Here is a 25,660-nt window from a genome sequence, read left to right as displayed (position 1 = left end):
CACGTAGAGTCCCGACGTGAGCGAGACAGACGATCTGACACCGGCCGAGTCACGTGTCTGGCGGGCCTTTCCGCGCGGAGAGTCCGTGGACTTCCGCGCCGACGAGAACGAGGATCCGGCGCTTGGCGCCACCTGGGGCGCCGAGCGGACCGTACGGGCGAGCGTGCTGCGGACGCTGCTGCTGACGTCTCCGCAGCGCGAGGGGGAGATCGCCGCGCTGAAGATCGCGGGGGCACGCATCACGGGCGTACTGGACCTGAAGTACGCCACGATCGACGCCGCCGTCCGGCTGAGCCACTGCCGGTTCGACGACGTTCCCAACCTGTACGGCGCCCAGCTGCGCCAGCTCAACCTGAGCGCGTCCGTCCTGCCGGGCCTGACCTCGGCGACCGTGCGGGTCGAGGGGGTGCTGCGGATGACGGACTGCCGTATGCGCGGGCCGGTACGGCTCAGCGGCGCTCAGATATCCGGGGCGCTGTTCATGGAACGGGCGGAGTTCACGGCACGCGACCACTCCGAGCCGGTGCTGCAGCTCAACCAGGTGGCGATCGGCGACGACTTGTGGGCGCCGGAGATGCGCGCACACGGGCAGGTACGTCTCACCGGCGCCACGGTCGCCGGGCGGATCAACGTTCAGGACGCCGAGTTCGACCGGCCCGGCGGCATCGCGCTGGACGCGCAGAACCTCACCGTGGGAGCCCACGTACGGGCGCGGTGCATTCGTGCGCAGGGCCGGATCGACCTCCGTGGCGCGCGCGTGTCGGGCCGTCTGGACCTGCTCCACGCCCGCCTGTCGCATCCCGGCGACACGGCGCTGCGGGCGAGCAGTTGTGTCATCGGCGAACTGTGGCTGCGTGGGGGCGATCGCATCGAGGGCGCCCTGAACCTGAGGCGCTCCCAGATAGAGATCCTGACCCTTGAACCGGAGATGCTGCCGGATCAGGTGTATCTCAGCAATCTCACGTACACCGTGCTCACCCCGCACGAGCCCGCCCAGCGCCGCCTCCCGATGCTGGAGCGGGAGGGCGACCTGTACGAGCCGTACGGCTACGAGCAGTTGACGGCGAGCTACCGCCACGCCGGTGACGACGACGCCGCCCGACTCGTCCAACTCGCCAAGCAGCGCCGCCGACGCGCCACACTGGCCTGGTACGGGCGCGTGTGGGGATACGTCCAGGACGCGACCGTCGGATACGGCTTCCGCCCGTTGCGCGCGGCCCTCTGGCTGCTGTCCTTCATGGCCGTCGGATCCGTCGCGTACGGCCTGGACCACCCACGTCCCCTCAAGGCGGACGAGGCACCCGAGTTCAACCCCGTCTTCTACACCCTCGACCTGCTCCTGCCGGTCGTCACCTTCGGCCAGGAGTCGGCGTTCGCCCCTGACGGCTGGCACCAGTGGCTGTCGTACGCCCTGATCATCACCGGCTGGATCCTGGCGACGGCGATCGTCACGGGCGTGACCCGCGCGGTCAGCCGCCAATGATCAATGGCGAAGCGGAGGCTCGCCGGGACCCTGGCCGCTTCCCGCACGGGAGCCCGAGCCCGCAGGGCCCGTCCCGGCGTGCCGAAAGACGCCGGGAGACGTGGCGTTTCCGGCATGAGTGACGACCGCTCCAGAACGGCGTACCGCACGAGCCGGGCGGGGTCGGCCCCATCCGCCACCCGTCGGCCACAGGCCCTCTCGCCGTTGGCGAGGTCGGGTCCGCCCTGCTCGCCCAAGGCAGATCGAGGGACGAGGTGCCGGCGGCAGCCCATGCGCCCGGTGACGCCGTTCATGGCGATACGGACTGTCCTGTGTGTCACGAAGGTGCCTCCATCAGGTACCCACTCCCCGACGGAAAGCGCTTTCTGCAAACGGAGACGCTAGCCTGCCGACATCACCGGCCAAGGGTTCCGCCCTCCCCACCCGGTGCCGCACGACTCGATCCACCGACACACTCCCCGGAGGTACGCGATGACCGTGACGCTGGCGGATGTGGCCGCGCGTGCCCAGGTCTCCCCCGCCACCGTCTCCCGCGTCCTGAACGGCAACTACCCGGTCGCCGCGTCGACCAGGGAGCGGGTGCTACGCGCGGTGGACGAGCTGGACTACGTCCTGAACGGGCCCGCGAGCTCGCTCGCCGCCGCGACGTCCGACCTGATCGGCATCCTCGTCAACGACATCGCCGACCCCTTCTTCGGGATCATGGCGGGCGCCGCGCAGAACGCGATCGGGGAAGGGGCCCCGGGCCGGGCGGGCGGCGAGAAGCTGGCCGTCGTCTGCAACACGGGCGGCTCGCCCGAGCGCGAGCTCACATACCTCACGCTGCTCCAGCGGCAGCGCGCCGCCGCCGTCATCCTGACCGGCGGATCCCTGGAGGCCCCGGACCACATGGCGGCCGTGTCGGCGAAGCTCGCGAAACTGACGGACGCGGGGACCCGGATCGTGCTGTGCGGACGGCCGGCGGCGCAGGCCGACGCGAGCGTGGCCGCGCTCACCTTCGACAACCGGGCGGGGGCGCGGCGGCTCGCCGAGCACCTGCTCTCGCTGGGGCACCGGCGGATCGGTTACGTGGCGGGGCCGGCGGACCGGACGACGACCCGGCACCGGCTGGAGGGCCACCGGGAGGCGCTGGCGGCGGCGGGTCTGCCGGAGGGGCCGACGGTGCACGGCCGGTACGACCGGCGGTCCGGTTACGACGCGACCCTCGAACTCCTGCGCAGGGAGCCGGCGCTGACGGCGGTCGTGGCGGCGAACGACACGGTGGCGCTGGGCGCGTGCGCGGCGCTGCGGGACCAGGGGCTGCGGATTCCGGAGGACGTGTCGGTGGCGGGCTTCGACGACCTCCCCTTCTCGATCGACGCGGTCCCGGCGCTGACGACGGTACGGCTCCCGCTCCACGACGCGGGCGCCCGTGCGGGCCGTCTCGCGGTGGGCTCGGAGGAGCCCCCGCCGGGCGGGGTGACGACGATCCCGGCGGAGCTGCTGGTACGGGAGTCGACGGCCCGCCCGCGGGGGTAGGCGCCCGCTATCGTAGGGAGTGACGGCATACGGAGGCCCGCATGACGACCATGGAGAGCGACGTACAGAGCGCCTGGGACGCACTGGACGGAGCCAACCTGCCCCGCGGCTACCGCGTGGAGATCACGGACGGAAAGATCATCATGACGCCGCAGGGCGAGAGCCAGTGGAAGGTCATCCTCCGGGCAGCACCGCAGATCGAGCAGCAGCTCGCCGGGCACGGGGACATTCTCTCGGACGTCATGATCGACTTCCCGTCGAGCCTCTACGGGTACGCCCCCGACCTGGCCATCGTCGCCCCCGGTTCCGAGCGCAACATGCGCGGCCGCTTCGAGTGGCACAGCCTGGAGGCCGTCCTGGAGGTCGTGTCGAAGAGCACCCAGGACAACGACTTCACCAGGAAGTTCCGCATGTACGCGGAGTGCGCCATCCCGCTCTACGTGATCATCGACCCGTCCGACGCCACCTGCACCATCCACAGCAGGCCGACCCGAACCGGCACCTACGACCAGCAGGTACAGATCCCCTTCGGCGAAGACCTGGTCCTGCCTCTTGAAGGCCGCGAGATCGTCGTGACGACCGACGGCTTCCCGCGCTCTTAGACCTCCAGGCCCGTCGCCGACAGCACCGCGTCCACCGTCTCCTCCACCGACAGGTCGGCGTTGTCGATCCAGAGGCCCTCGCCCGACAGTTCCTCACGCATCGCCGCGTCCAGCGGCGCCCAGTTCGTCGTCAGGCGCTCGCGGCGGGCGTTGTTGCGTTCCCAGGCCTTGACCAGGCCCGGGGCCAGGAAGACGGCGTGGAGGGGGCGGGCGTTCAGGGTCGCGCGGTAGAAGTCGAGGTGGCTGCGGCGGACCACGACGTCGTCGACGACCGGCAGGAAGCCGGCAGCCGTGAAGCTGTCAGCCAGCAGGCAGGCGTTGCGGGCGCGCAGGAAGATCTGGCGGTCGGCCTCGGGGTCGCCGTCCATCGTCGGCCAGAGGCAGCCGCTGACGATCAGCTTCTGGAGCCCGTCCACCTCGATGTGCGCGGAGCGCGCGAACCGGGCCGCGAGGGCCCCCGCGACCGTCGACTTGCCGCTGCCGGGGATCCCGCTCAGCAGCACCGCCGCGGGGGCGGGTTCACGGTCGACCGGTACCAGGCCGAAGGACATCCGGGGCTCCTCTCGATCAAGGAATCAAGGTTACGGTCGGCCCCGGCCGCACATCGCGGCCGGTCCGTCACCATCGCGGCCCGCCCCGCCCGCGCCGCCGCCTTCCGGCGCGGTCTCCGTCACACTCGCGCCGCCGCCCTTCCGGCGGCGGTCGGGGTCGACGCGCGCCCTCCCCCGCGCGACAGCGAGGTCAGCGCCACTCCCCCGACGAGCAGCGCCGCCGCGCACCAGCGCAGGGGGCTGATGCCCTCACCCAGGAAGAGCGCCGCCGAGGACATCCCGAACACCGGGACCAGGAGCGAGAACGGGGCCACCGAGGATGCCGGATAGCGGCGCAGGAGCCATCCCCAGGCGCCGAAACCGAAGATGGTGACGACCCAGGCGACGTAGAGGACGACGCCCACGCCCGCCCAGTCGAGCCCCCGCAGCGCCGCGAGGTCCCGGTCCGGTCCCTCCAGGAGGAGGGAGAGGGCCAGGAGCGGCAGGATGGGCACGACGCTGACCCAGACCATGAAGTTGAGCGCGTCCGGCGGGGACGCCTTACGGGTCAGGACGTTGGAGACGCCCCAGCAGGCCGCCGCCGCGACGCAGAGCGCGAAGCCCGCCAGCGGGCCGCTCGCGCCCTCGTCGACCGCCGCCAGGCCGATGCCCGCGAGCGCGACCGCCATGCCCGCGGTCTTCACCCTCCCCGGCCGTTCGCCGAGCGCGACGAAGGCGAACAGGGCCGTGAAGACCGCCTGGATCTGGAGGATCAGCGAGGAGAGCCCGGCGGGCGCGCCGAGGTCCATGCCCGTGAAGAGGAGGCCGAACTTGGCCACGCCCAGGGCGAGTCCCACCCCCACGATCCACTTCCAGGCGACCTTGGGCCGGCCGACCAGGAACACGGCCGGGAGCGCGGCCGCGAGGAAGCGGAGCGCCGAGAAGAGCAGTGGCGGGAAGTGGTCGAGGCCGACCTCGATGACGACGAAGTTGACTCCCCAGAGCGCGGCGACGAGCGCGGCCAGGGCGATGTGGGCAGGGCGCATACGAGAGAGCGTCACGCATGACGACCGTGTAGCACCAGCACGATTCTCTTCATGATTGGATGAAGCAACACTTCATCCAGGCCTGACCGCCAGACCTGGCATCCGCCCTCGACCCGCCCCGGGGAGCCCGCCGTGCTCGACCTCGGACGCCTGCGCGCCCTCCACGCCGTCGCCGTGCACGGCTCGGTGGGCGCGGCGGCCGCCGCCCTCGGCTTCAGCCCGTCGGCCGTCTCCCAGCAGATCGCCAAGCTGGAGCGCGAGACCCGTACGACCCTGCTCGAACGCCGGGGCCGCGGCGTGCGGCTCACCGACGAAGCCCATCAACTCGTGGCCACCGCAGGTCGGTTGCTCGCGATCGTGGAGGAGGCGGAGGTACGGCTCGAAGAGCGGCGCGGACTGCCCTCGGGGCGCCTGTCGATCGGGTGCTTCGCGAGTGCCGCGCGCGGTCTGATGCCCCGGGTCCTCGCCGAGCTGACCTCTCGCCACCCCGCTCTCGACGCCCGCCTCACGGAGGTCGACCCGCACATCTCGGTCGAGCTCGTCGAGCGCGGGGTGATCGACCTCGCCGTGGCCCACGACTGGGACATCGCCCCGATGCCGGTCCCGCCCGGGGTGGAGAGCGCGGTGATCGGCGACGACCTGTGCGACGTACTCGTACCGCGCGACCATCCGATGGCGACGCGCGCGTCGGTACGGCGGGAGGAGCTGGCGGACGAACGGTGGATCACGCAGCCACCCGGGTCGGTCTGCCACGACTGGCTGATGCGGACGCTGCGGGCCACCGGCTACGAGCCGCGCATCGTCCACCAGGCGGAGGAGAACCACACTCAGGTCGCCTTGGTCGCGGCGGGCCTCGGGATCGCGCTGGTGCCGCGCCTCGGCCGCGGCACGCTGCCGCCCGAGGTGACCCCCGTCCGGCTGGACCCGACGCCGACGCGCCGGCTGCACGCGCTCTGGCGCACCGGCGCGGCCCGCCGTCCCGCGATCACCGAGACCGTCCGCACGCTCCAGGAACTCTGGCCCGAGCTCTCCGCCCCGATCTGAACCGGCCGTCTCTCCACACCGCCGTTCGCGCCGTCTCTCCACACCGCCGTTCGCGCCGTCTCTCCACACCGCCGTTCGCGCCGCCCTCCACACCGCCGTTCGCGCCGATCCTTGCGCGGATCCTTGACCTGGCAGTTACTTTCGGGCTATCCGTTGCACCTTGGAAGTTTCCTTCAACGCTTCCGTCAACCCCGCACGGCCGGAAGGAGCATCAGTGCACCACCGCGCCCCCTCCCGACGCACCCTCCTCACCGTCACCGCCGCCGCGGCGGCCGCCGCCGTCACCGGTGTCGCCGCCCCGCTCGCCCACGCCGAACCCGTCGTCAGCGCCACGTCGGACGACAGCACCACGTCGGACGACAGCGCCACCTCGGGCGACAGCGCCACGTCGACCCGGAGCCTCCAGAGGGTCATCTCCCGTATGTCGCTGGAGGAGAAGGTCGGCCAGCTCTTCGTGATGCGGGTGTACGGCCACTCCGCCACCGCGCCCGACCAGGCCGACATCGATGCCAACTTCAAGGAGATCGGCGTCCGCACGGCCGCCGAACTCGTCGAGAAGTACCACGTCGGCGGCGTCATCTACTTCACCTGGGCACACAACACCCGTGACCCGCAGCAGATCGCCGAACTCTCCAACGGCATCCAGCGGGCGGGCCTCGCCCAGCCCACCCCGCTCCCCCTGCTCATCTCCACCGACCAGGAACACGGCATCGTCTGCCGGGTCGGCAAGCCGGCCACCCTGCTCCCGGGCGCGATGGCGCTGGGCGCCGGGGGGTCCCGCTCCGACGCCCGCGACGCCGCCCGGATCGCGGGCACCGAGCTGGCCGCCCTCGGCATCCGGCAGAACTACGCGCCCGTCGCCGACGTCAACGTCAATCCCGCCAACCCCGTCATCGGCGTGCGCTCCTTCGGCTCCGACCCGCAAGCCGTCGCCACCATGGTGTCCGCCCAGGTCAAGGGGTATCAGCGGGCCGGAATCGCGGCCACCTCCAAGCACTTCCCCGGCCACGGCGACACGGCCACCGACAGCCACTACGGCCTGCCGACCATCACGCACACCCGCGCGCAGTGGGCCGAGCTCGACGCCCCGCCGTTCCGGGCCGCGATCGCCGCCGGAATCGACTCGATCATGACCGCGCACATCGTCGTGCCCGCGCTCGACCCGAGCGAGGACCCGGCGACCCTCTCCCACCCGATCCTGACCGGCATCCTGCGCGAGCAACTCGGCTACGACGGCGTGGTGGTGACGGACTCCCTCGGCATGGAGGGCGTACGGACGAAGTACGGCGACGACCGCGTACCCGTCCTCGCGCTCAAGGCGGGCGTGGACCAGCTGCTCAACCCGCCGAAGCTGGACATCGCATGGAACGCCGTCCTCCAGGCCGTCAAGGACGGCGAACTGACCGAGGCCCGGATCGACGAGTCGATCCTGCGGATCCTGCGCCTCAAGGCCAAGCTGGGACTCTTCCGCCAACCGTACGTCACCGGCCGCGGAGTGAACCGGGCGGTCGGCACCGCCGCCCATCTGGCCCGCGCCGACCGGATCGCCGAACGGACCACCACCCTGCTCGTCAACCAGGGCGGGTTCCTGCCGGTCAGCCGCCGCAGCCACGGTCGCGTGCTGGTCGTCGGCGCCGATCCCGCCTCGCCGTCCGGCACCACGGGACCCCCGACCGGCACCCTGGCCGCCGCGTTCGCCGAACTCGGCTTCACCGCCACGGCGCTGTCCACGGGGATCACCCCGACGGCGACGAGGATCGAGGAGGCGGTGGCGGCCTCGGCGGGCATGGACCTGGTCGTCGTCGGTACGTACAACGTCTCGGCGACCAGCCCCCAGCGCACCCTCGTCGACCGGCTCGTCGCGACCGGGGTGCCCGTCGTGACGATCGCGATCCGCAACCCGTACGACGTCGCCTGGACCACCGGGCAGCGGGCCACCCTCGCCGCCTACTCCTGGACCGACGTCGAACTCCGGGCCGCCGTCCGGGTCCTCGCGGGCCATGCCCGGCCGCACGGCCGTCTGCCCGTCCCCGTACAGCGGGCGGACGATCCGACGCGGGTGCTGTTCCCGGTCGGCCACGGCCTGTCCTACGCGTGACGTAACTCGCGACGCGACCCCCCGTTCTCCCTGGCGTGCGCCCGCCCCTGCGGGCCACCCTGGACTCGGAGATCGGGGGGTCTTTTCATGCGCGTTCCCAGGAGCGGGGCGGGTCTTGCCCTGGCGTGCGTGGGTCTGCTGCTGGCGCTGACCGGCTGCCGGCAGACGGCGGACGGGCGGCCGCAGCGGCCCGTCACGTACCCGAGCTCGCCCACCGGCCACGGGGCGATGTTCCTCGGGGCCGGGGACTGTTCCACACGCGGGACGGTGTTCCGCGAGGTCCCGTGCACCAGCGAGAGAGCGGTCGCGCGGGTGACGACCCGGTACCAGGGCGCCACCTCGGGCGGTCCGACGTGCCCGGCGACCACGGACTTCGTGCTGCACGTCGCGGAGAGCCGGCCCGCGGCGGACGAGAACGGGGACGGGACCGTTCCGCGCGGGTACGCCTGCATGCGCAATCTTGAGCCGCCCCATCCGGGCGACCCCGGGGAGGGCGGCGGGCCGCACACGATCGTCGGGGACTGCCTCTCGGCTTCGAGCGAGGGCCGGGTGAAGGAGACGGCGTGCGACGGGTCGGGGGCGGATCGGCCCGCGTTCCGGGTCGCGTCGGCGGTCACGTGCCGCGACCGCTGCCCGCCTTCGACGGCGCTGTTCGTGGCGCTGGGCGGGGAGCGCCCGGTGGGCTGCGCCCGGCGGCTGTGAACCGCCGGACGCCAGCGACCCGCGCCGAGCGCCCGGTCGCCGTGCGGGCGCCCGGTCGCCCGGTCGCCCAAGCGCCAGGGTGGGCCGGTGCGCTGGCGCGCCGGTGCGCCCGAGGTGCCGGGGCGCCCGGGGGCCGAGGTGCCGGGGTCCCGGAGCACGGGGGCCAGGTGCCGGGGTCCCGGAGCACGGGGGCCGGTGCACGGGTGTTCCGGCGCCGGAACACCCGTGCGCCACGGCGTCGGCCCAAGCGCCGTTGTGCCCCGGCGCCGGAACGCCCGTGCGCCACGGCGTCGGCCCAAGCGCCGTTGTGCCCCGGCGCCGGAACGCCCGTGCGCCCGTGTGCCGGTGCGCCTACGCGCCTCCGCGCCTCCGCGCCTCCGCGCCTCCGCGCCTACGGGCGTACGCCGCGTTGCCGGTTCAGTTCGTCGTCCGCCGGCTTGTCGAGGCGGGCGTCGAAGCGGGCCAGGGGCTGCGCCGCCGACGCCGCCGGGGCGTCGACCCCGGCCCAGGCGAGGATGCGGGCCGTGGCCTTGGTGCGCTCGGCCTCGACGAGACCGGCGACCTGGGCGCCGTGGTTGGCTCCCGGGGCCGTGAAGACGTAGCTGTCACGGGCGCCCTTGCCGACGCGGAACGGCTCCGCTCCCCACGGGTCGTTGCCGCCGTACACGAACAGCATCCGGTTCGCGTTCTTGCGGACCCAGGTGTCCACGTCCCGCATCGCCGACGGCCTGAACGTCGTCGGGATCTCACGCGGTACGAAGTTCCGTGCCGGCTGGTAGCCGTAGCGCGTCAGGCCCTTGAGGTGCGGCAGCTTGATGCTCGGCGAGCCGAGTTGGGTGGCCGCCTGGTAGTAGTACGGCGTGTACGGGTCGAGGCCCTGGTCGGTGTAGAAGGACCAGCCCGAGTAGGCGTCGATCGTCTCGTAGACCTCGTCGTCGGTCGCGGTCGCGGCCTCCGGCACCGAACCGCAGACGTCCTCGCCGTAGTACTGCCAGAAGCCCCAGACGAAGTCGAGGACGACGGCCTCGTACGCCTTGTCGAGGGTGCCGACGGTGTTGAAGGTGGCGCCCTCGGACTCGGCCCACTCCTTGTACTTCTTCTGCAGCGGCTCGCGACGGACGAGCGCCTCGCGCTGCATCGCGTTGAGCCGGTCCCGGCACTCCTTGGTCCCGACGGTCTCGAAGAACCGGTCGTACGCCGAGTCCTCCTTGTTGACCACGTCGTTCGGCGCCACGTACGCGACGACACCGTCCATGTCGCGCGGGTAGAAGCGCTCGTAGTAGGTGGCGGTCATGCCGCCCTTGGAGGCGCCGGTGGAGAGCCACTTCTTCCCGTAGACCTTCTTCAGGGCGGTGAAGATGCGGTGCTGGTCGCTCGCGGCCTGCCAGATGTCGAGCTTCGACCAGTCGGCGGGCTGCGGCCGGGACGGCGTGAAGAACCGGTACTCCATGGAGACCTGGTTGCCGTCGACGATCCGGGTGGGCTCGCGGCGGCTGGGGTTGGTGCTCAGTCCGTAGCCGCTGGTGTGGAAGACGGTCGGCCGGTCCGTGTCCTTGTGGAGGACGGAGATCCGCTGCTTGAACGTGCCCTTCCACGGCCTGCGGTGGTCGATCGGCTGGGTGTAGTCGAGGACGAAGAAGCGGTAGCCGGCGTACGGCTTCTCCTCGATGAGGCTCATCCCGGGGATCGCCAGGAGGCGGTCCTTGATGTCCGTGCCGACGGCGCTGTCCGCGGCGGCGGTCGGGCTGCTGCCGGTGGCCGGCTCGGCGGCGGTAGCCGCGCCACTCGCGCCGACGGTGCCTATGAGCACCGTGAGCGACATCAGCCATCGAAGCGACTTGCGCATTCACCCTCCCCTTGATTCACAACGGTGTCGCGAACCTAGCGGGGGCAACGTGCGTACCGCCAGACCCAGTTGGCCCTTACCTCTGCAACGGCACAGGTTTCGGCCCGGGGCTCAGCAGAGGACCCAGCCCGTCGAGCCGCTCCGGCCGGCGATGGAACCCGTGGCGCGGACGCAGCGGTTGAGGGCGTGGACGGTGACGGGCCCGGCCTGGCGGGTGAACTGACCCCTGTCGACCACCGGCCGCCCGCCGCGTGGCTGCAAGGAGACGGACATCGTGCGGCGCACGCCGGGGCGCTTGGCGACGGCGAGGGCGCAGACGTACTGCCGGCTCCGGTAGAGGCGCAGCTCTCCGGTGGCGAAGGTGACCGTCTTGGCGGCTCTGCCGCCGCAGACCGAGGCGGCCTCGGCACGCGCGCCCCCCGGTCCGGCGAGGGTGAGGGCGCCCGCGGTGAGCAGTACCGCCAGGACATACCCGAGCAGCCGTGCGCCGCGCCCTGCCCTCGTCACCTTGGCCTGATCGAACACCCGGATCCCCTCCCGACACCTCTCCGTACATGCGTACGACGCAGAGGAGGCCCGTGTGGTTGCCTTCACGCGAACGAGGTGGCGACGAGCAGCAGGAAGACGGACTCGGCGCCGATCAGGGTCCAGAAGGCGGCCTTGCGGGAGGTGGCGGGCTCGGTGGGGGCGTCCGGGGTGCAGAGAGAGTGGATCCAGGCGGCAGCGATGACCAGGAAGGTGGCGAGGTAGAGCCAGCCCGGGGTCGAGCCGCAACCGTGGCCCTGGGCGACGCAGCGGGCAGCGTTCTCGGTGCTCAGGGCGAGGAATCCGGCGAGGACCGCGCCGGGCACGAGCAGCAGTCCGGCCCACAGCGCGCGGGTGCGCAGGCGGCGGGCCGCGGTCGCGGGTGGCGGGCCCAGGGCGGTGGGGGAGAGCCGGCCGGGAGACTCGTCGATCATGGACCGATTCAACCCCGGGGGGCGGGCGGCGGCATGAGCGGTGGTACTCATCCCGCCCCGCTCCCGTACTCACACCGCCGTGGCCGGCTCCTCCTCGCCGATGAACGCGCGCCAGAGCTCCGCGTACCGGCCGCCCCTGGCGAGGAGTTCGTCGTGCGTGCCGTCCTCGGCGACGCGGCCGTGGGCCATGAGGATCACGCGGTCCGCGCGGGCCGCCGTCGTCAGGCGGTGGGCGACGATCAGGGTAGTGCGCGCGTAAGCGCTCGATGAGGGGTGGTGGTCGGGCGACGGGCGGGGGGTGCGGCGGCCGGCCAGGCGGTCGGTGGCCTGGTTGACCTGGGCCTCGGTGGCCAGGTCGAGCGCGGCCGTCGCCTCGTCGAGGAGCAGGATGTCCGGGTCGACGAGCTCGGCGCGGGCCAGCGCGATCAGTTGGCGCTGTCCGGCGGAGAGGTTACGGCCGCGTTCGGCGACCTCGTGGAGGTAGCCGCCGTCCAGGGTCGCGATCATGTCGTGGGCGCCGACCGCGCGGGCCGCCGCCTCGACCTCGGCGTCGGTCGCGTCGGGACGGCCGTACGCGATGGCGTCGCGGATCGTCCCGGCGAAGAGGTACGCCTCCTGCGGGACGATGCCGAGCCGGTGGCGGTACGCGGTGAGGTCCAGGTCCCTGAGGTCGGCGCCGTCGGCGGTGACACGGCCGGAGGTGGGGTCGTAGAACCGTGCGACCAGCTTGACCAGCGTGGACTTTCCGGCGCCGGTCTCCCCGACGAAGGCGACGGTCTGCCCGGCCGGGATCCGCAGGTCGACGCCGGTCAGCGCCTCCTCCTCGGAGCCGTAGGCGAAGGACACGTCCTCGAAGGCGATCTCCCCGCGCAGCGACGGCACGTCCAGGGGTTCGGCGGCGGCGGCCGTCGACGTCGGCTCCTGGAGCAGCTCCTGCATGCGCCTCAGGGAGACGGTCGCCTGCTGGTAGCCGTCGAAGACCTGGGAGAGCTGCTGCACGGGCGCGAAGAAGAGGTCGATGTAGAGGAGGTAGGCGACCAGGGCGCCCGTGGTCAGCGTGCCGGCCTCGATCCGGTTCGCGCCGACGATCATCACGGCGGCCGCGGCCACGGAGGAGAGCAGCGTGACGAAGGGGAAGTAGACGGAGATCAGCCACTGGCCGCGGACGCGGGCCTCGCGGTACTCGTCGCTGCGGGCCGCGAACCGGGCGGAGCCGGAGCGCTCGCGGCGGAAGGCCTGGACGATGCGGAGGCCGGAGACCGACTCCTGGAGGTCGGCGTTGACGGCGCTGATCCGCTCACGCGCCAGCTCGTACGCCTTCACGCTGGAGCGGCGGAAGAAGTACGTGGTGACGGCGAGGACCGGGAGCGTCGCGAAGACGACCAGGGCGAGCTGGAGGTCGAGGACGAGCAGCGCGCCCATGATCCCGAAGAAGGTGGTGACGGAGACGAAGGCGGTGACGAGGCCGGTCTGGAGGAAGGTGGACAGCGCGTCCACGTCCGTCGTCATCCGGGTCATGATCCGGCCGGTCAGCTCGCGCTCGTAGTAGTCCAGGCCGAGCCGCTGGAGCTGGGCGAAGATCTTCAGGCGCAGGGCGTAGAGGACGCGTTCACCGGTCCGGCCGGTCATCTTGATCTCGGCGGTCTGCGCGACCCACTGGACGACGACGGTGAGCAGGCCGAGCGCGGAGGCGGCCCAGACGGCGCCCAGGGCGAGCTTGTTCACGCCGTCGTCGATGCCGTGCCGGATGAGGATCGGCAGCAGCAGGCCCATGCCGGCGTCGACGGCGACGAGCCCGAGGCTGATGAGGAGCGGGGTACGGAAGCCGCGCAGCAGGCGGCGCAGTCCGTACGACTCCTCGGCGGTGACCGCGCGCGCCTCGTCGACGTCGGGGGTGTCGGTGGCCGGCGGCAGCGCCTCGACGGCGGCGAGCAGCTCGGGGGTGGCTCCGGGGGCCTGGGACTCCTCGGTGGGTGTCTCCTCCCGTACCCAGAGCGTGGGGGTGATGCCGCGCTCGGCGTCGAACTCGGCGTCCAGCTCGGCGCGCAGGGTGCGGTCCTCGGGCACCTCGACGGGGACGGTGTGGCCGGGCGAGACCCCGCCCAGCTCGTCCGGGTCGGTGAGGAGCCTGCGGTAGAGCGGGGAGCGGCGTTCCAGTTCCTCGTGGGTGCCGATGTCGGAGAGCCGGCCGTCGTCGAGGACGGCGATCCGGTCGGCGAGGCCGAGGGTGGAGCGGCGGTGGGCGATGAGGAGCGTGGTGCGGCCCGCCATCACAGAGGCGAGGGCCTCGTGGATCTCGTGCTCCACGCGCGCGTCGACGGCGGAGGTGGCGTCGTCGAGGAGGAGCAGCCGGGGGTCGGTGAGGATGGCGCGGGCGAGCGCGATGCGCTGGCGCTGGCCGCCGGAGAGGGTGAGGCCGTGCTCGCCGACCGTGGTGTCGTAGCCGTCGGGCAGCTCGGCGATGAAGCGGTCCGCCTGGGCGGCGCGGGCGGCGGTCTCGATCTGCTCCCGCGTGGCGTCGGGGTGGCCGTACGCGATGTTGGCGCGGACGGTGTCGGAGAACAGGAAGCTGTCCTCGGGAACGAGCCCGATGGCGGCGCGCAGGGAGTCCTGGGTCAGCTCGCGGACGTCGTGGCCGCCGACGAGGACGGCGCCGTGATCGACGTCGTAGAAGCGCGGCAGGAGGAGGGAGACGGTGGACTTGCCGCTGCCGGAGGCGCCGACGACGGCGACGGTCTCACCGGCGCGGATCTCCAGGGAGAACCCGTCGAGGACGGGCCGGCCGTCCTCGTAGGCGAAGCCGACGTCGTCGAACTCGACGGTGGCCTCGGCGTCCGCCGGCAGCTCCTTCGTGCCGTCTTGGATGACCGGCTCGGTGTCGATGAGTTCCAGGACGCGTTCCACGCCGGCGCGGGCCTGCTGGGCGACGGTGAGGACCATGGCGAGCATGCGGACGGGGCCGACGAGGGAGGCGAGGTAGGCGGAGAAGGCGACGAAGGTGCCGAGGGTGATCTGGCCCCGGGTGGCGAGCCAGCCGCCGAGGGCGAGGACGGCGACCTGGCCGAGGGCCGGGACGGCCTGGAGGGCGGGGGTGTACCGGGCGTTCAGCCGGATGGTGCGCAGCCGCCCCGCGAAGAGCTTGCGGCTGGCGTCGCGGACCTTCCCGGTCTCCTGGTCCTCCTGCCCGAAGCCCTTCACGACCCGGACGCCGGTCACCGAGCCGTCGACGACCCCGGCGACGGCGGCGGCCTGCGCCTGTGCGTACCAGGTGGCGGGGTGGAGGCGGCTGCGGCTGCGCTTGGCGATGAACCAGAGGGCGGGGGCGACGGCGAGGGCGACAAGGGTGAGGGGCAGGGAGAGCCAGGCCATGACGGCCAGCGAGATCAGGAAGAGCAGGAAGTTCCCGATCGTCATCGGGAGCATGAAGAGCAGGCCCTGGATGAGCTGGAGGTCGCTGGTGGCCCGCCCGACGACCTGCCCGGTGGACAGCTCGTCCTGACGGCGGCCGTCCAGGCGGGTGATGGTGCCGTACATCTCGGTACGGAGATCGTGCTGCACGTCGAGGGCGAGACGCCCGCCGTAGTAGCGGCGGATGAACGTGAGCCCGTAGACGAGGAGGGCGGCGCCGATGAGAAGGCCGGTCCAGACGGTGAGGGACCGCGTCTTCGCGCCGATGACGTCGTCGATGATCACCTTGGTGATGAGCGGCACGAGCGCGAGCAGGGCCATCCCGCCGAGGGAGGATCCGAGGGCGAGCACGACATTGGCCTTGTACCGCCAGGCATACCCGGCGAGCCTGCGCGCCCACCCCTGCTCTTTTCGCCCCGCCGCGGTCACGTGGTGCCTCCCGTTCGTCCTGCTCTACCGGAAGGCTCCAACGCGACCGGGCTGCGTTTTCATCCCGCCGCGACGAACCGCGCCGCAGGACCGGTCGCGGTCCTAGGACCGCGACCGGTCCTCGTGCGTAGGCGCGAACATCCGCAGCAGGGCCGGGAGGACCACCACCGAGGGACCGGGGGTCGCCAGGGCCTTCGCGAGGTCGGCCGTCAGCCCGTCGGGGGTCGTACGGACCGCCGGGACGCCGAAGGACTCGGCGAGGGCGACGAAGTCCGGGCGGGCCAGCTCGGTGGCCGTGGCCTCGCCGAAGGCGTCCGTCATGTACGCGCGCAGGATGCCGTAGCCGCCGTCGTCGACGATCAGCCAGGTGACGTTCGAGCCGTACTGCTTCGCCGTCGCCAGCTCCGCGATCGAGTACATCGCGCCGCCGTCGCCCGAGACCGCGAGGACCGGGAGGGTCGGGTCGGCCGCCGCCGCGCCGAGGGCGGCGGGGAAGGCGTAGCCGAGGCCTCCCGCGCCCTGGGCGGAGTGCATCGTGTTGGGCCGGCGGGCGTCGAAGGCCGACCAGGCCCAGTACGCCAGGATCGTCATGTCCCAGAAGCTGGGCGAGTCGTCCGGCAGCGCCTCGCGTACCGAGGCCACGATCCGCTGCTCCAGGCCGAGGTCCTGCGCGGCGATCCGCTCCCGGACCTTGGCCAGGACGGCCGCGACCCGCTCGGGGGCGGTCTCGTCCGTGCGCTCCTCCACGGTCTCCAGGAGCGCCTGGAGGGCCAGTCGGGCGTCCGCGTGGATGCCGAGCGCCGTGTGGTTGGACTCCAGCTTGCCCGCGTCGGCCTCGATCTGGATCACCCGGCCGCGCGGGGCGAACGTGTGGTAGTTCGAGGACAGCTCGCCGAGGCCCGAGCCCACGACCAGCAGGACGTCGGCGTCCTCCAGGAAGTCGGTGGTGTGCCGGTCCTCCAGCCAGGACTGGAGCGACAGCGGGTGCTGCCAGGGGAAGGCGCCCTTGCCGCCGAAGGTGGTGACCACGGGCGCGTCGATCCGCTCGGCGAGCGCGCGCAGCTTGCCGGAGGCGTCGGAGCGGACGACCCCGCCGCCCGCGATGATCGCGGGGCGCTCGGCGTTCGCCAGGAGGTGGGCCGCCACCGCCGTCAGCTCGGGCCGCGGGGCGACGTCCTCCGGGGTGGCGTCCATCGCCGTGACGACCGGCAGGGTCGTCTCGGCGAGCAGCACGTCCTGCGGGATCTCCACCCACACCGGGCCGTGCGGGGCGGTCAGCGCCGACTCCCACGCCGCCGCGACGGCGGACGGGATCTGCGACTGGGTACGGACGGTGTGCACGGACTTCACGATGTCGCGGAACGACGCCTGCTGGTCGCGCAGCTCGTGCAGATAGCCGTGCCGACCGCCGCCGAGCCCGGCCACCGGGATCTGACTGCCGATCGCGAGGACGGGGGCGGAGGCGGCCGCCGCCTCCTGGAGCGCGGCGAGTGACATCAGCGCGCCGGGGCCGGTGGAGAGCAGCAGCGGGGCCGCCTCACCGGTCATCCGGCCGTACGCGTCGGCCGCGAAGCCCGCGTTGTTCTCGACGCGCAGTCCGACGTAGGAGAGGGAGGAGCGCCGGAGGGCGTCGAACATGCCGAGCGCGTGCTGGCCGGGGAGCCCGAAGACGGTGGTCGCGCCGAGCCCGGAGAGGGTCTCGACGACGAGGTCGCCGCCGTTCCGCCCGGCGGGCGGGTCGAGCGCGGCGGCGGTCTGCGCCGGGGTGGGCTTCAGCACGAGGTCGTGGTCGTGGGTCATGAGGTCCCTCTGCGCGTGCTCGGTGGTCGGGTGCGGCCCGGTGGTGGGGTTGCGCCCACCCGTTCCGCCCTGCGGAACGACTGCCCACAACCCGACTGGCTCCAGCGGGCGGGGCCGGTGACCCGACGCACCTGGGCGCGCCGGGTCGCCGGGCCCGACGGTGACGTTACTTCGCGCCCGAGGCGCGCTCGGCAGCGATCTGGCGGGACATGATCGTGGTCAGCTCGTACGCCGTGTGCGAGGCGGCGACCGCCGTGATCTCCGCGTGGTCGTAGGCCGGGGCGACCTCGACGACGTCGGCGGAGACCAGGTTGCAGGAGGACAGGCCGCGCAGGATCTCCAGGAGCTCGCGGGACGTCATGCCGCCCGCCTCCGGGGTACCGGTGCCGGGCGCGTGGGCCGGGTCGAGGCAGTCGATGTCGATGGAGATGTACAGCGGACGGTCGCCGATCCGCTGGCGGAGCTGGTCGGCGACCTCGTCGGCGCCGCGGCGGTAGATGTCCGACGAGGTGACGATGCCGAAGCCCATCTTCTCGTCGTCGGTGAGGTCCTGCTTGCCGTACAGCGGCCCGCGCGTGCCGACGTGCGACAGGGCGGAGGTGTCGAGGATGCCCTCCTCGACGGCGCGGCGGAACGGCGTGCCGTGGGTGTACTCGGCGCCGAAGTACGTGTCCCAGGTGTCGAGGTGCGCGTCGAAGTGGAGCAGCGCGACCGGGCCGTGCTTCTTGGCGACGGAGCGCAGCAGCGGCAGGGCGATGGTGTGGTCGCCGCCGAGCGTCATCATGCGGGCGCCGGTGCCGAGGATGTCGTCCGCCGCGGCCTCGATCGTCTCGACGGCCTCGTTGATGTTGAACGGGTTGGCGGCGATGTCACCGGCGTCGGCGACCTGGGCCAGGGCGAACGGCGAGGCGTCCTGCGCGGGGTTGTACGGGCGCAGGAGGCGGGAGGCCTCGCGGATGGCGTTGCCGCCGAAGCGGGCGCCGGGGCGGTAGGAGACACCGCTGTCGAACGGGACGCCGACCACGGCGATGTCGGCGGTGCCGACCTCGTCGAGTCGCGGCAGCCGGGCGAACGTCGCGGGGCCGGCGTACCGCGGGATGCGGGACGAGTCGGTCGGGCCGCGGAAGGCGTTCTGGTCGCTGCTCATGGTCGGGTCCTCCGGGGGGCGAGGGGGATGGTTCTCCGGCACGACGGTAGGCGCCGGGAAAGTCGGGCAGAAGTGTGCGTTTCCTCCACTGTACGAGCCGATGATGTACGAAGGATCCATGACGACGAGCCCCGCGCCCCCCGCCTCCACTCCCCCGGTCCCGCCGGTCCCGCTGGCCGCGCTGCTCGCCCGCCGGGACCTGGGCCTGCGGTTGCTCGCCGGGCCCGAGGACGTGCCGCTGCACTGGGTGCACACCTCGGAGATGGCCGACCCGTACCCGTACCTGCTCGGCGGCGAGCTCCTGATGACGGCGGGCGTGCAGCTCGCCGATCCGGCGCGGTACGTGGAGCGGGTGGCGGAGGCGGGCGCGGCAGCGCTCGCGTTCGGGGTGACGCCGGTGTACGACACGGTCCCGGCGGAGCTGGTCGAGGCCTGTGCCCGCCGGGGCCTCCCGCTCCTGGAGGTGCCGCCGCGGACCCCGTTCACGGCGGTGGCGCGGGCGGTGTGGCGGCTGATGGCGGAGGCGCGGCTGCACGAGCTGCGCCGGGTGACGGAGGCCCAGCGGTCCCTGGCGACGGCGGCGGCCCGCCCGGCCCCGGTCCCGGCGGTCCTCGGCGCGCTCGCCGCCCGGCTCGGCGGCCGGGCGGTCCTCCTCGCACCGGACGGCACGGAGTCGGCGGCGGCCGGCCGGGAGGTCCCGGCGGAGGCGTCCCGGGCGCTGCGGGACCTGGCGGGGGTCCTGGGCCCGCGCCCCGGCGGCCCGGCGTCGGCAAGCGGGGAGAGCGGGGGCCTGCGCCTCGCGGCGTACGCGCTCGGCGGCGGCGACGGGCTGACCCTGGGGGTGGCGACGGAGCGGCGGGACCCCGGCGACCGCACGATCGCGGGCGTCGCGGTGGTCCTGCTCTCCCTTCTGACGGCCCCGCACCGGGGCGCGGACGCGGCCGTACGGGACGGGGCCCTGGTCCGGCTGCTCCTGGGCGCCTCCCCGGCGGAGGCGGCGGCCGCCTTGGACCCGGGCCCCTGGACGGTGGTCCACGCGCGGGGCGGCGACGGCACCCCGTTCGCGGTGGCGGACCTGGCGGCGTCGCTGGGGACGGCGCTGGTGGAGACGGAGGGGGCCACCGGTGCCGAGGAGACGGACCCGACAGCAGCCCCGGGGAAGGCCCCCGGGGAGGCGGGAGCGGCCCGTGGTTCCGGGGCGGCCCCCGGGGAGGCGGGAGCGGCCCGTGGTTCCGGGGCGGCCCCCGCATCCGTACGACTCCTTCTGCCCGCTTCGTCCCCCGCCACCGCGCGACCCGGCTGGTTTCTCGGCGTCTCCGCCCCGGCCGCCGCCGGGGACCTTCCCGCCGCCGACAGGCAGGCGGCGCGGGCGCTGCGCCGGGCGGAGGCGACCAGGAAGCCCCTGGTCCACCACCGCCCGGGCGGGCTCGCGTCCCTCGTGGACCCGGACGAGGCCGCCGCCCACGCCCGGACCCTCCTCGCGCCCCTGAGCGAACCGCTCAGGGAGACCCTGCGCGCCTGGCTCTCACTACACGGCAACTGGGACCGGACGGCGGTGGCCTTGGACGTCCACCGCAACACCGTCCGCCAGCGGATCACCCGCTGCGCGGCGCTCCTCGACCGGGACCTGGACGACCCGGACGTGCGGATGGAGCTGTGGTTCGCGCTCGGGTGAGGCCGTGGATCAGCGGATCAGCGGATCAGCGGATCAGTAGAGCTTGTTGACGGCGGTCTTCGTCGTGGTGCGGAAGGCGGTCAGCGGGGCGTCTTCGATGTCGCCCATCTGGCCCCAGCGGACGAGGGTGACGGTGCGGCCGTCGCGGCCGACGGAGAAGAGGTGGATGTCGGTGATGCCGATCTGCGGGTCGGCGGTGTCCAGGCTGTAGACCCAGGCACCCTCCTCGACGGCGAGCTTGCCGTGGGAGGCGCTGACGGCCTGCAGGCCCGGGTTCTGCCGCTCCAGCAGGGGCCCGCAGCCGGCGAGGGCCTTCCGGAGGGTGGCGACCAGCTTCACGGCGTCGGCCTCGGTGCGGGCGACGGTGGTGATCTGGACGCCGTTGGTGTCGAGCTCGGTGTTGAACTCGCGGTAGCGGGTGTTCTGCGCCGGGATCTTGTACGGGGCGCAGAGGGCGCCGCCGTTCTCCGGGATGCCCGTGAAGACCTTGGTGGCGGTCCACGGCGTCGACGACGGCGGCATCTGGGAGGCGGCCAGGAAGGCGGGCTGGGCAGCGGCCTGCGCCGGGGCCGTGGCGAGGGCCGCGAGGCCCAGGGCGGCAGCGGCGGTGGCGGCGAATGCGGTACGGAGCTTGTTCATGGTGGTGGATCCCCCGTCGGGTCGTTCGGTCAGTGCTTCCACCAGCGTCGGGCCCCCGCCCGCCACGGGCAACGGCGACGCGCCCTCCGCCCGTCCCGGAACCATTCCACCCCTGCTGACGTGCAAGGACATGAAGCGTGGGAGGCAGGGTCGAGGGGGATGGAATGCCGAAGGACGCCGCCGTCGAGGAGTTCGCGCGGCTCGCGCGCGCGCTGAAGGCGCGGGACGGGCGCAGTTACGAGGCGCTGGGCCGGCGCCTGAGCGTCAGCGCGTCCACCCTCCACCGCTACTGCTCGGGCGCAACCGTCCCGGAGGAGTTCGCCGTGGTCGAACGCCTCGCCCTGCTGTGCGGGGCGGACGAGGAGGAGCGGCGGGCCCTGCGGGTGGCCTGGACCCGCGCGGACGGCGCCCGCCGCCCTCCCGCGCCGGAACCCGACGCGGAGCCAGAGCCCGGCCCGGAGCCCGAGCCGGCCCCGACGCCGGAACCGGAACCGGAGCCGGAACCGAAGCGGGAACCGGAACCGAAGCCGACGCCGGAGCCCGAGCCGGCCCCGACGCCGACGCCGAAGCCGGAACCGAAGCCGGAACCGGAGCCCGAGCCGGCCCCGGAGCCGACGCCCGACCCCGAGCCCGAGCTGGAACCCGTGCACGCGCGCGTGCCGGGCCTCCCGTCCGGGCGGCGGAGGCGCCGGTGGGGGTGGGTGGGCGTGGTCGTCGGGGCGCTGGCGGTCGTGGGGACGGTGACGCTCGGAGCCGTACTCCTGCCCGGGAAGACCCGGGAGCGGGCCGCCGAACCACCGGCGCCGCTGACGTGGACGGTCGCCTCGCACATCTACAAGGAGGGGTGCGGGCACACCTACCTCGTGGAGCGGACGCCCCCTCCCCCGCCGGGGTCGGCCGACGCGCGGAGCTGGGCGGCGACGCAGGGGGCCGTGGACGGCGGGGAGACGCTGGTGCGGGTGTCGGTGCAGGGGAAGAGCGCGGCGGCGGTGGTGCTCCAGGCGCTGCACGTCCGGGTGGTGGAGCGGGGCGCACCGCTGCCGTGGACCGCGTACCGGATGGGCGGCGGGTGCGGCGGGGCGGTGACGCCGCGCCGTTTCGAGGTGGACCTGGACCGGCCGCGGCCGGTGGCGCGGGCGCTGGACGGGTACGACGCCTCCGGGGAGGAGGGCCGGACGCTCCCGGCGGTCTCGTTCCCGTACGTGGTCAGCGCCGCCGAGCCGGAGGAGCTGCTGGTCTCGGCGGGGACGGTGGGGTGCGACTGCCGCTGGTACCTGGAGCTGGAGTGGAGTTCGGAAGGGCGCCGGGGCACGGTCCGGATCGGGGACGAGGACGGCGCACCCTTCCGCACGAGCGGTCTGCGGGGCCGTCCGGTGTGGGAGTACGACCCCGTCGGCCTCCGCTGGGTCCCCGGCGAGGCGCCCGGGGCGTGAGCGGACGTGATCTGGGCAACGCTGGGCGCCCCAGATCTGGACAGCGGCGAGAACCCACCGGTAACTTGACTGAGCAAGCGCTTAGGCATAGTGCGTCAGGTACGCAGGACTCCGAAGGAGGCGGCTCGTGCGCCGTACGGTATTCAACGAGGACCACGAGGCGTTCCGGGAGACCATCCGGGCCTTCATCGAGGCCGAGGTCGTCCCCGTCTACGACGAGTGGTTCGCCGCGGGCCAGGCACCGCGCGAGTTCTACGGCAAGCTCGGCGAGCTGGGCATCTTCGGCATCAACGTCCCCGAGGAGTTCGGCGGCGCGGGCCTGGACACCCACAAGTTCGAGGCCGTCCTCTACGAGGAGACCTCGCGCGCGGGCGTCCAGTTCGGCGGCTCCGGCGTGCACGTGCTGCTCGCCCTGCCCTACATCAAGATGCTCGCCACCGACGAGCAGAAGAAGCGTTACCTCCCGAACTTCGTCTCCGGCGACGAGATGTGGGCGCTGGCGATGACCGAGCCGGGCACCGGCTCCGACGTCGCGGGCATGAAGACCACCGCCAAGCTCTCCGAGGACGGCACGCACTACGTCCTCAACGGCGCCAAGACCTTCATCACCGGTGGCGTCCACGCCGACCGTGTGATCGTCTGCGCCCGTACGTCCGCCCCGACGGCCGAGGACCGCCGCTTCGGCATCTCCCTCTTCGCCGTGGACACCAAGTCCGAGGGCTACTCCATCGGCCGCAAGCTGGACAAGCTCGGCCTGCGCACCTCCGACACCGCCGAGCTGGCGTTCGTCGACGTGAAGGTGCCGGTCGAGGACCTGCTCGGCGAAGAGGGCAAGGGCTTCTACTACCTGGGCCACAACCTGGCCTCCGAGCGCTGGGGCATCGCCTTCGGCGCCTACGCGCAGGCCAAGGCCGCCGTCCGCTTCGCCCAGCAGTACGTGCAGGAGCGCACCGTCTTCGGCAAGCCGGTCGCGCACTTCCAGAACACCAAGTTCGAGCTGGCCGCCTGCCAGGCCGAGGTGGACGCCGCCGAGGCCGTCGCCGACCGCGCCCTGGAGGCCCTGGACGCGGGCGAGCTGACCCCGGCCGAGGCCGCGAGCGCAAAGCTCTTCTGCACCGAGGTCGCGCACCGCGTGATCGACCGCTGCCTCCAGCTGCACGGCGGCTACGGCTACATGAACGAGTACCCGATCGCGCGTCTGTACGCCGACAACCGCGTCAACCGCATCTACGGCGGCACCAGCGAGATCATGAAGTCGATCATCGCCAAGTCGATGGGTCTGTAAGTGCCCGAAGCGCACCACGCTGCACTGGATGACCTGCTCGATCTGCTCGACCTGGAGCGGATCGAGCAGGACATCTTCCGGGGACGGTCCCGCCCGTCGATCGTCCCCCGCGTCTTCGGCGGCCAGGTGGCCGCGCAGGCGCTGGTGGCGGCGGGCCGGACCGTCCCCGGTGACCGTCTCGCCCACTCGCTGCACGCGTACTTCCTGCGCGCCGGCGACCCGGGCGCGCCGATCGTCTACAACGTCGACCGCATCCGCGACGGCCGTTCCTTCACCACCCGTCGTGTGGTGGCGGTCCAGCACGGCCAGCCGATCTTCCACCTCTCGGCGTCGTTCCAGACGTACGAGGAGGGCCTGGACCACCAGTACGACATGCCGGCCGCACCGGACCCGGAGTCGCTGCCGACCCCGGCCGAGATGCTGCCCCGCCACCTTCCCCGCGAGGTCGCGGACCGGCTGATCGAGGCCCGGGCCGCAGTGGACCTGCGCTACGCCGAGGTGCCGCCGTGGGGATCCGTCGGGCAGCCCCGCGAGCCGCGCTCCCAGGTCTGGTTCCGCACCAACGGCAAGCTGGCCGACGACCCGCTCCTGCACGTCGTACTGGCCACCTACGTCTCCGACATGACGCTGCTCGACTCGGTGCTGCTCGCCCACGGGCGGGGCGGCTGGGCGGTCGGGGACGTCGTGGGGGCCTCGCTGGACCACGCGATGTGGTTCCACCGGCCGTTCCGGGCGGACGAATGGCTGCTGTACGACCAGGAGTCGCCGTCCTCGTCGGGCGGGCGCGGGCTCGGTCAGGCGCGGATCTACACCCAGGACGGGCGGCTCGCGATCTCCGTCATCCAGGAGGGTGTCGTCCGCGTCCCGCGCTGAGGCGTCGACGACGTGTGGTTCCGTCCCCGGCCGGGTCTCCAGCCGGGGACGGGTCCGTTCCCGGCCCTCCGGCGGCCACCGGGGCGATCACGTGTTACCAGCACCGAGGTGCGGGAGGAGCGGTGCCGTGGGCTTCCGCACCGGCACCCGCACCCGCTCCCCCTCCCGGCGGTCCGCCGGGTGTACCCGCCCCCCTCCCGGCGGTCCGCCGACGCACGTGACGGTCGCCCGGACAGGGGCGGGGCCCGCAAGATCAGTCCTGCGTCAGGCCCGCCGCGGACAGCAGGTACGCCGTCAGAGGCTCGTAGGAGCGGGGGTCGATGACGTGGTCGTCCAGCGGGATCGTGACCTGCATCGTTCCCTCCGCCTCGCCGATGAAGAGGGCGGGGTCGTTGCAGTCGGCGTACCCGACGGAGTCGATCCCGCGCTGACCGGCGCGGCCTGCCCAGCCGTGGTCGGCGACGACCAGGTCGGGCCGGGCCTCGCCCAGGGCTTCCAGGCCGTCCAGGATCGCGTTCATGGGCTCCGGCGAGTGGGTGTGCCAGAGGCTGGCACCCCGCTCGAAGACGGCGACGTCGGCGAACTGGACGACGTACCCCTCGTCGGCCGTGAGCCCGCCCGGGATCCGTACGATGTCGCAGCCCTGGGCCCGCAGCGCCGCGGCGACACGGCTGTGGGCGTCGATCAGCGCGCCCGGATGCCCGGTCGCGAAGAGCACCCGCTCCCGCCCGGCGGCGGCCTTGCGCAGGCGCGCCGCCGCCCGGTCGAGGGCGTCGACGGTCAGCTCGGGGTCGATGGTGTCCTGCCCGGTGCGGTGGGCGGGGTCGTCGTTCACCCCGCACCGCTCGGCCATCACGGCGAGGACGTCCTGCTCGTCCGCCCACCGGTCGCCCAGTTCCAGACCGAGCCAGTAGTGCCGGTCGCCGTTGGCGAGCTTGCGGTAGTGGGAGAGGTTGTTGTCGCGCGGGGTGGCGACATCGCCCGCGATCCGGGTCCGTACGAGGTGCTCGACAAGGGCGGGGCGACTGAGTATCGGCATGGGCCTCATTCTGCCGGGCCGCCGCGACACCGGCGGCCCGATTCACGGGCCGGTTCGCCTCCGGTCGCCCCTCTGCGTGCGCCGACGGTCGACCGTGCTCGGTC

20 protein-coding genes and 1 pseudogene are annotated in these 25,660 nt (G+C 73.0%); 10 read left to right on the top strand and 11 right to left on the bottom strand.

Annotation, left to right across the window (positions count from 1 at the left end; genetic code table 11):
* Positions 1 to 16: 16 nt before the first annotated feature.
* Positions 17 to 1,483: a membrane-associated oxidoreductase gene (locus tag ACFUJR_RS07775; protein ID WP_383178834.1), complete on the top strand. Its 1,467-nt coding sequence runs from the start codon at positions 17 to 19 to the stop codon at positions 1,481 to 1,483.
* Between the two features lie 197 nt (positions 1,484 to 1,680).
* Here the strand turns inward: ACFUJR_RS07775 and ACFUJR_RS07770 are convergent.
* A pseudogene (locus ACFUJR_RS07770) lies at positions 1,681 to 1,803 on the bottom strand (gfo/Idh/MocA family oxidoreductase); the annotation flags it as partial.
* A 151-nt stretch (positions 1,804 to 1,954) separates the two neighbouring features.
* Here ACFUJR_RS07770 and ACFUJR_RS07765 point away from each other — a divergent pair.
* Together ACFUJR_RS07765 and ACFUJR_RS07760 are read left to right on the top strand one after the other, a co-directional pair.
* Entirely contained in the window at positions 1,955 to 3,001 is a 1,047-nt protein-coding gene (locus ACFUJR_RS07765) for a LacI family DNA-binding transcriptional regulator (protein ID WP_383178831.1), read from the top strand.
* A gap of 41 nt (positions 3,002 to 3,042) precedes the next feature.
* On the top strand, positions 3,043 to 3,603 hold the full coding sequence (locus tag ACFUJR_RS07760) for a Uma2 family endonuclease (protein ID WP_383178828.1): 561 nt from the start codon (positions 3,043 to 3,045) through the stop codon (positions 3,601 to 3,603).
* On the opposite strand, the gene ACFUJR_RS07755 is transcribed toward ACFUJR_RS07760, so the two are convergent.
* Positions 3,600 to 4,154 carry a zeta toxin family protein gene (locus ACFUJR_RS07755; RefSeq protein WP_383178825.1) on the bottom strand — a complete coding sequence of 185 codons (555 nt, stop codon included), beginning with the start codon at positions 4,152 to 4,154 and terminating at the stop codon, positions 3,600 to 3,602. The genes ACFUJR_RS07760 and ACFUJR_RS07755 overlap by 4 nt on opposite strands.
* Before the next feature lie 119 nt (positions 4,155 to 4,273).
* Positions 4,274 to 5,179, bottom strand: coding sequence for an EamA family transporter (locus tag ACFUJR_RS07750; protein ID WP_383178822.1), 906 nt, complete (start codon positions 5,177 to 5,179; stop codon positions 4,274 to 4,276).
* Positions 5,180 to 5,311: 132 nt separating this feature from the next.
* Between ACFUJR_RS07750 and ACFUJR_RS07745 the strand changes: the two genes are divergently transcribed.
* From ACFUJR_RS07745 to ACFUJR_RS07735, 3 genes are all read left to right on the top strand, one after another.
* The gene (locus ACFUJR_RS07745; protein ID WP_383178819.1) at positions 5,312 to 6,223 is read left to right on the top strand and encodes a LysR family transcriptional regulator; all 912 of its coding nucleotides are present in this window, start codon (positions 5,312 to 5,314) and stop codon (positions 6,221 to 6,223) included.
* Positions 6,224 to 6,437: 214 nt separating this feature from the next.
* Positions 6,438 to 8,321 (top strand): glycoside hydrolase family 3 protein, encoded by a 1,884-nt coding sequence (locus tag ACFUJR_RS07740; protein ID WP_383178816.1) that lies wholly within the window; start codon positions 6,438 to 6,440, stop codon positions 8,319 to 8,321.
* 87 nt (positions 8,322 to 8,408) lie between these two features.
* Positions 8,409 to 9,023 (top strand): hypothetical protein, encoded by a 615-nt coding sequence (locus tag ACFUJR_RS07735; protein ID WP_383178813.1) that lies wholly within the window; start codon positions 8,409 to 8,411, stop codon positions 9,021 to 9,023.
* Between the two features lie 391 nt (positions 9,024 to 9,414).
* On the opposite strand, the gene ACFUJR_RS07730 is transcribed toward ACFUJR_RS07735, so the two are convergent.
* From ACFUJR_RS07730 to speB, 6 genes are all read right to left on the bottom strand, one after another.
* The gene (locus tag ACFUJR_RS07730) at positions 9,415 to 10,869 is read right to left on the bottom strand and encodes an aminopeptidase (RefSeq protein ID WP_383180500.1); all 1,455 of its coding nucleotides are present in this window, start codon (positions 10,867 to 10,869) and stop codon (positions 9,415 to 9,417) included.
* Positions 10,870 to 10,980: 111 nt separating this feature from the next.
* A complete protein-coding gene (locus ACFUJR_RS07725; protein ID WP_383180503.1) occupies positions 10,981 to 11,394 on the bottom strand; it encodes a hypothetical protein in 414 nt (137 codons plus the stop codon).
* 65 nt (positions 11,395 to 11,459) lie between these two features.
* Complete coding sequence (locus tag ACFUJR_RS07720) at positions 11,460 to 11,828, bottom strand: hypothetical protein (protein WP_383180505.1); 369 nt, start codon at positions 11,826 to 11,828, stop codon at positions 11,460 to 11,462.
* A 69-nt stretch (positions 11,829 to 11,897) separates the two neighbouring features.
* Entirely contained in the window at positions 11,898 to 15,665 is a 3,768-nt protein-coding gene (locus ACFUJR_RS07715) for an ABC transporter ATP-binding protein (RefSeq protein ID WP_383180508.1), read from the bottom strand.
* A gap of 102 nt (positions 15,666 to 15,767) precedes the next feature.
* A complete protein-coding gene (locus ACFUJR_RS07710) occupies positions 15,768 to 17,465 on the bottom strand; it encodes a thiamine pyrophosphate-binding protein (protein ID WP_383172715.1) in 1,698 nt (565 codons plus the stop codon).
* Positions 17,466 to 17,631: 166 nt separating this feature from the next.
* The gene (speB, locus tag ACFUJR_RS07705) at positions 17,632 to 18,612 is read right to left on the bottom strand and encodes an agmatinase (RefSeq protein ID WP_383172717.1); all 981 of its coding nucleotides are present in this window, start codon (positions 18,610 to 18,612) and stop codon (positions 17,632 to 17,634) included.
* 118 nt (positions 18,613 to 18,730) lie between these two features.
* On the opposite strand from speB, the gene ACFUJR_RS07700 reads away from it, so the two are divergent.
* Positions 18,731 to 20,287 carry a PucR family transcriptional regulator ligand-binding domain-containing protein gene (locus tag ACFUJR_RS07700; protein WP_383172719.1) on the top strand — a complete coding sequence of 519 codons (1,557 nt, stop codon included), beginning with the start codon at positions 18,731 to 18,733 and terminating at the stop codon, positions 20,285 to 20,287.
* A gap of 33 nt (positions 20,288 to 20,320) precedes the next feature.
* Here the strand turns inward: ACFUJR_RS07700 and ACFUJR_RS07695 are convergent, their stop codons facing one another.
* Positions 20,321 to 20,926: a hypothetical protein gene (locus tag ACFUJR_RS07695; protein ID WP_383172721.1), complete on the bottom strand. Its 606-nt coding sequence runs from the start codon at positions 20,924 to 20,926 to the stop codon at positions 20,321 to 20,323.
* Between the two features lie 164 nt (positions 20,927 to 21,090).
* Between ACFUJR_RS07695 and ACFUJR_RS07690 the strand changes: the two genes are divergently transcribed.
* The 3 genes from ACFUJR_RS07690 to ACFUJR_RS07680 all read left to right on the top strand — a co-directional run bounded on the left by ACFUJR_RS07690 (position 21,091) and on the right by ACFUJR_RS07680 (position 24,517).
* On the top strand, positions 21,091 to 22,359 hold the full coding sequence (locus ACFUJR_RS07690) for a helix-turn-helix domain-containing protein (RefSeq protein ID WP_383172723.1): 1,269 nt from the start codon (positions 21,091 to 21,093) through the stop codon (positions 22,357 to 22,359).
* A 127-nt stretch (positions 22,360 to 22,486) separates the two neighbouring features.
* Entirely contained in the window at positions 22,487 to 23,644 is a 1,158-nt protein-coding gene (locus ACFUJR_RS07685) for an acyl-CoA dehydrogenase family protein (protein WP_361851611.1), read from the top strand.
* Complete coding sequence (locus ACFUJR_RS07680) at positions 23,645 to 24,517, top strand: acyl-CoA thioesterase (RefSeq protein WP_383172725.1); 873 nt, start codon at positions 23,645 to 23,647, stop codon at positions 24,515 to 24,517.
* 253 nt (positions 24,518 to 24,770) lie between these two features.
* Here ACFUJR_RS07680 and ACFUJR_RS07675 read toward each other — a convergent pair whose 3' ends face one another.
* Positions 24,771 to 25,556: a phosphatase gene (locus ACFUJR_RS07675; protein ID WP_383172727.1), complete on the bottom strand. Its 786-nt coding sequence runs from the start codon at positions 25,554 to 25,556 to the stop codon at positions 24,771 to 24,773.
* Positions 25,557 to 25,660: the final 104 nt, after the last annotated feature.

It is taken from the genome of Streptomyces sp. NPDC057271 (genome assembly GCF_042668715.1).
Taxonomy (GTDB): domain Bacteria; phylum Actinomycetota; class Actinomycetes; order Streptomycetales; family Streptomycetaceae; genus Streptomyces.
This window is presented reverse-complemented; position numbering and strand designations above follow the sequence as displayed.

Excerpts from the sequence above, each read along its gene's own strand:
- ACFUJR_RS07765 (WP_383178831.1), top strand. The coding sequence starts at position 1,955 with ATGACCGTGACGCTGGCGGATGTGGCCGCGCGTGCCCAGGTCTCCCCC.
- ACFUJR_RS07760 (WP_383178828.1), top strand. The coding sequence starts at position 3,043 with ATGACGACCATGGAGAGCGACGTACAGAGCGCCTGGGACGCACTGGAC.
- ACFUJR_RS07755 (WP_383178825.1), bottom strand. The coding sequence starts at position 4,154 with ATGTCCTTCGGCCTGGTACCGGTCGACCGTGAACCCGCCCCCGCGGCG.
- ACFUJR_RS07750 (WP_383178822.1), bottom strand. The coding sequence starts at position 5,179 with ATGCGCCCTGCCCACATCGCCCTGGCCGCGCTCGTCGCCGCGCTCTGG.
- ACFUJR_RS07735 (WP_383178813.1), top strand. The coding sequence starts at position 8,409 with ATGCGCGTTCCCAGGAGCGGGGCGGGTCTTGCCCTGGCGTGCGTGGGT.
- ACFUJR_RS07730 (WP_383180500.1), bottom strand. The coding sequence starts at position 10,869 with ATGCGCAAGTCGCTTCGATGGCTGATGTCGCTCACGGTGCTCATAGGC.
- ACFUJR_RS07720 (WP_383180505.1), bottom strand. The coding sequence starts at position 11,828 with ATGATCGACGAGTCTCCCGGCCGGCTCTCCCCCACCGCCCTGGGCCCG.
- ACFUJR_RS07710 (WP_383172715.1), bottom strand. The coding sequence starts at position 17,465 with ATGACCCACGACCACGACCTCGTGCTGAAGCCCACCCCGGCGCAGACC.
- speB (WP_383172717.1), bottom strand. The coding sequence starts at position 18,612 with ATGAGCAGCGACCAGAACGCCTTCCGCGGCCCGACCGACTCGTCCCGC.
- ACFUJR_RS07700 (WP_383172719.1), top strand. The coding sequence starts at position 18,731 with ATGACGACGAGCCCCGCGCCCCCCGCCTCCACTCCCCCGGTCCCGCCG.
- ACFUJR_RS07695 (WP_383172721.1), bottom strand. The coding sequence starts at position 20,926 with ATGAACAAGCTCCGTACCGCATTCGCCGCCACCGCCGCTGCCGCCCTG.
- ACFUJR_RS07690 (WP_383172723.1), top strand. The coding sequence starts at position 21,091 with ATGCCGAAGGACGCCGCCGTCGAGGAGTTCGCGCGGCTCGCGCGCGCG.
- ACFUJR_RS07675 (WP_383172727.1), bottom strand. The coding sequence starts at position 25,556 with ATGCCGATACTCAGTCGCCCCGCCCTTGTCGAGCACCTCGTACGGACC.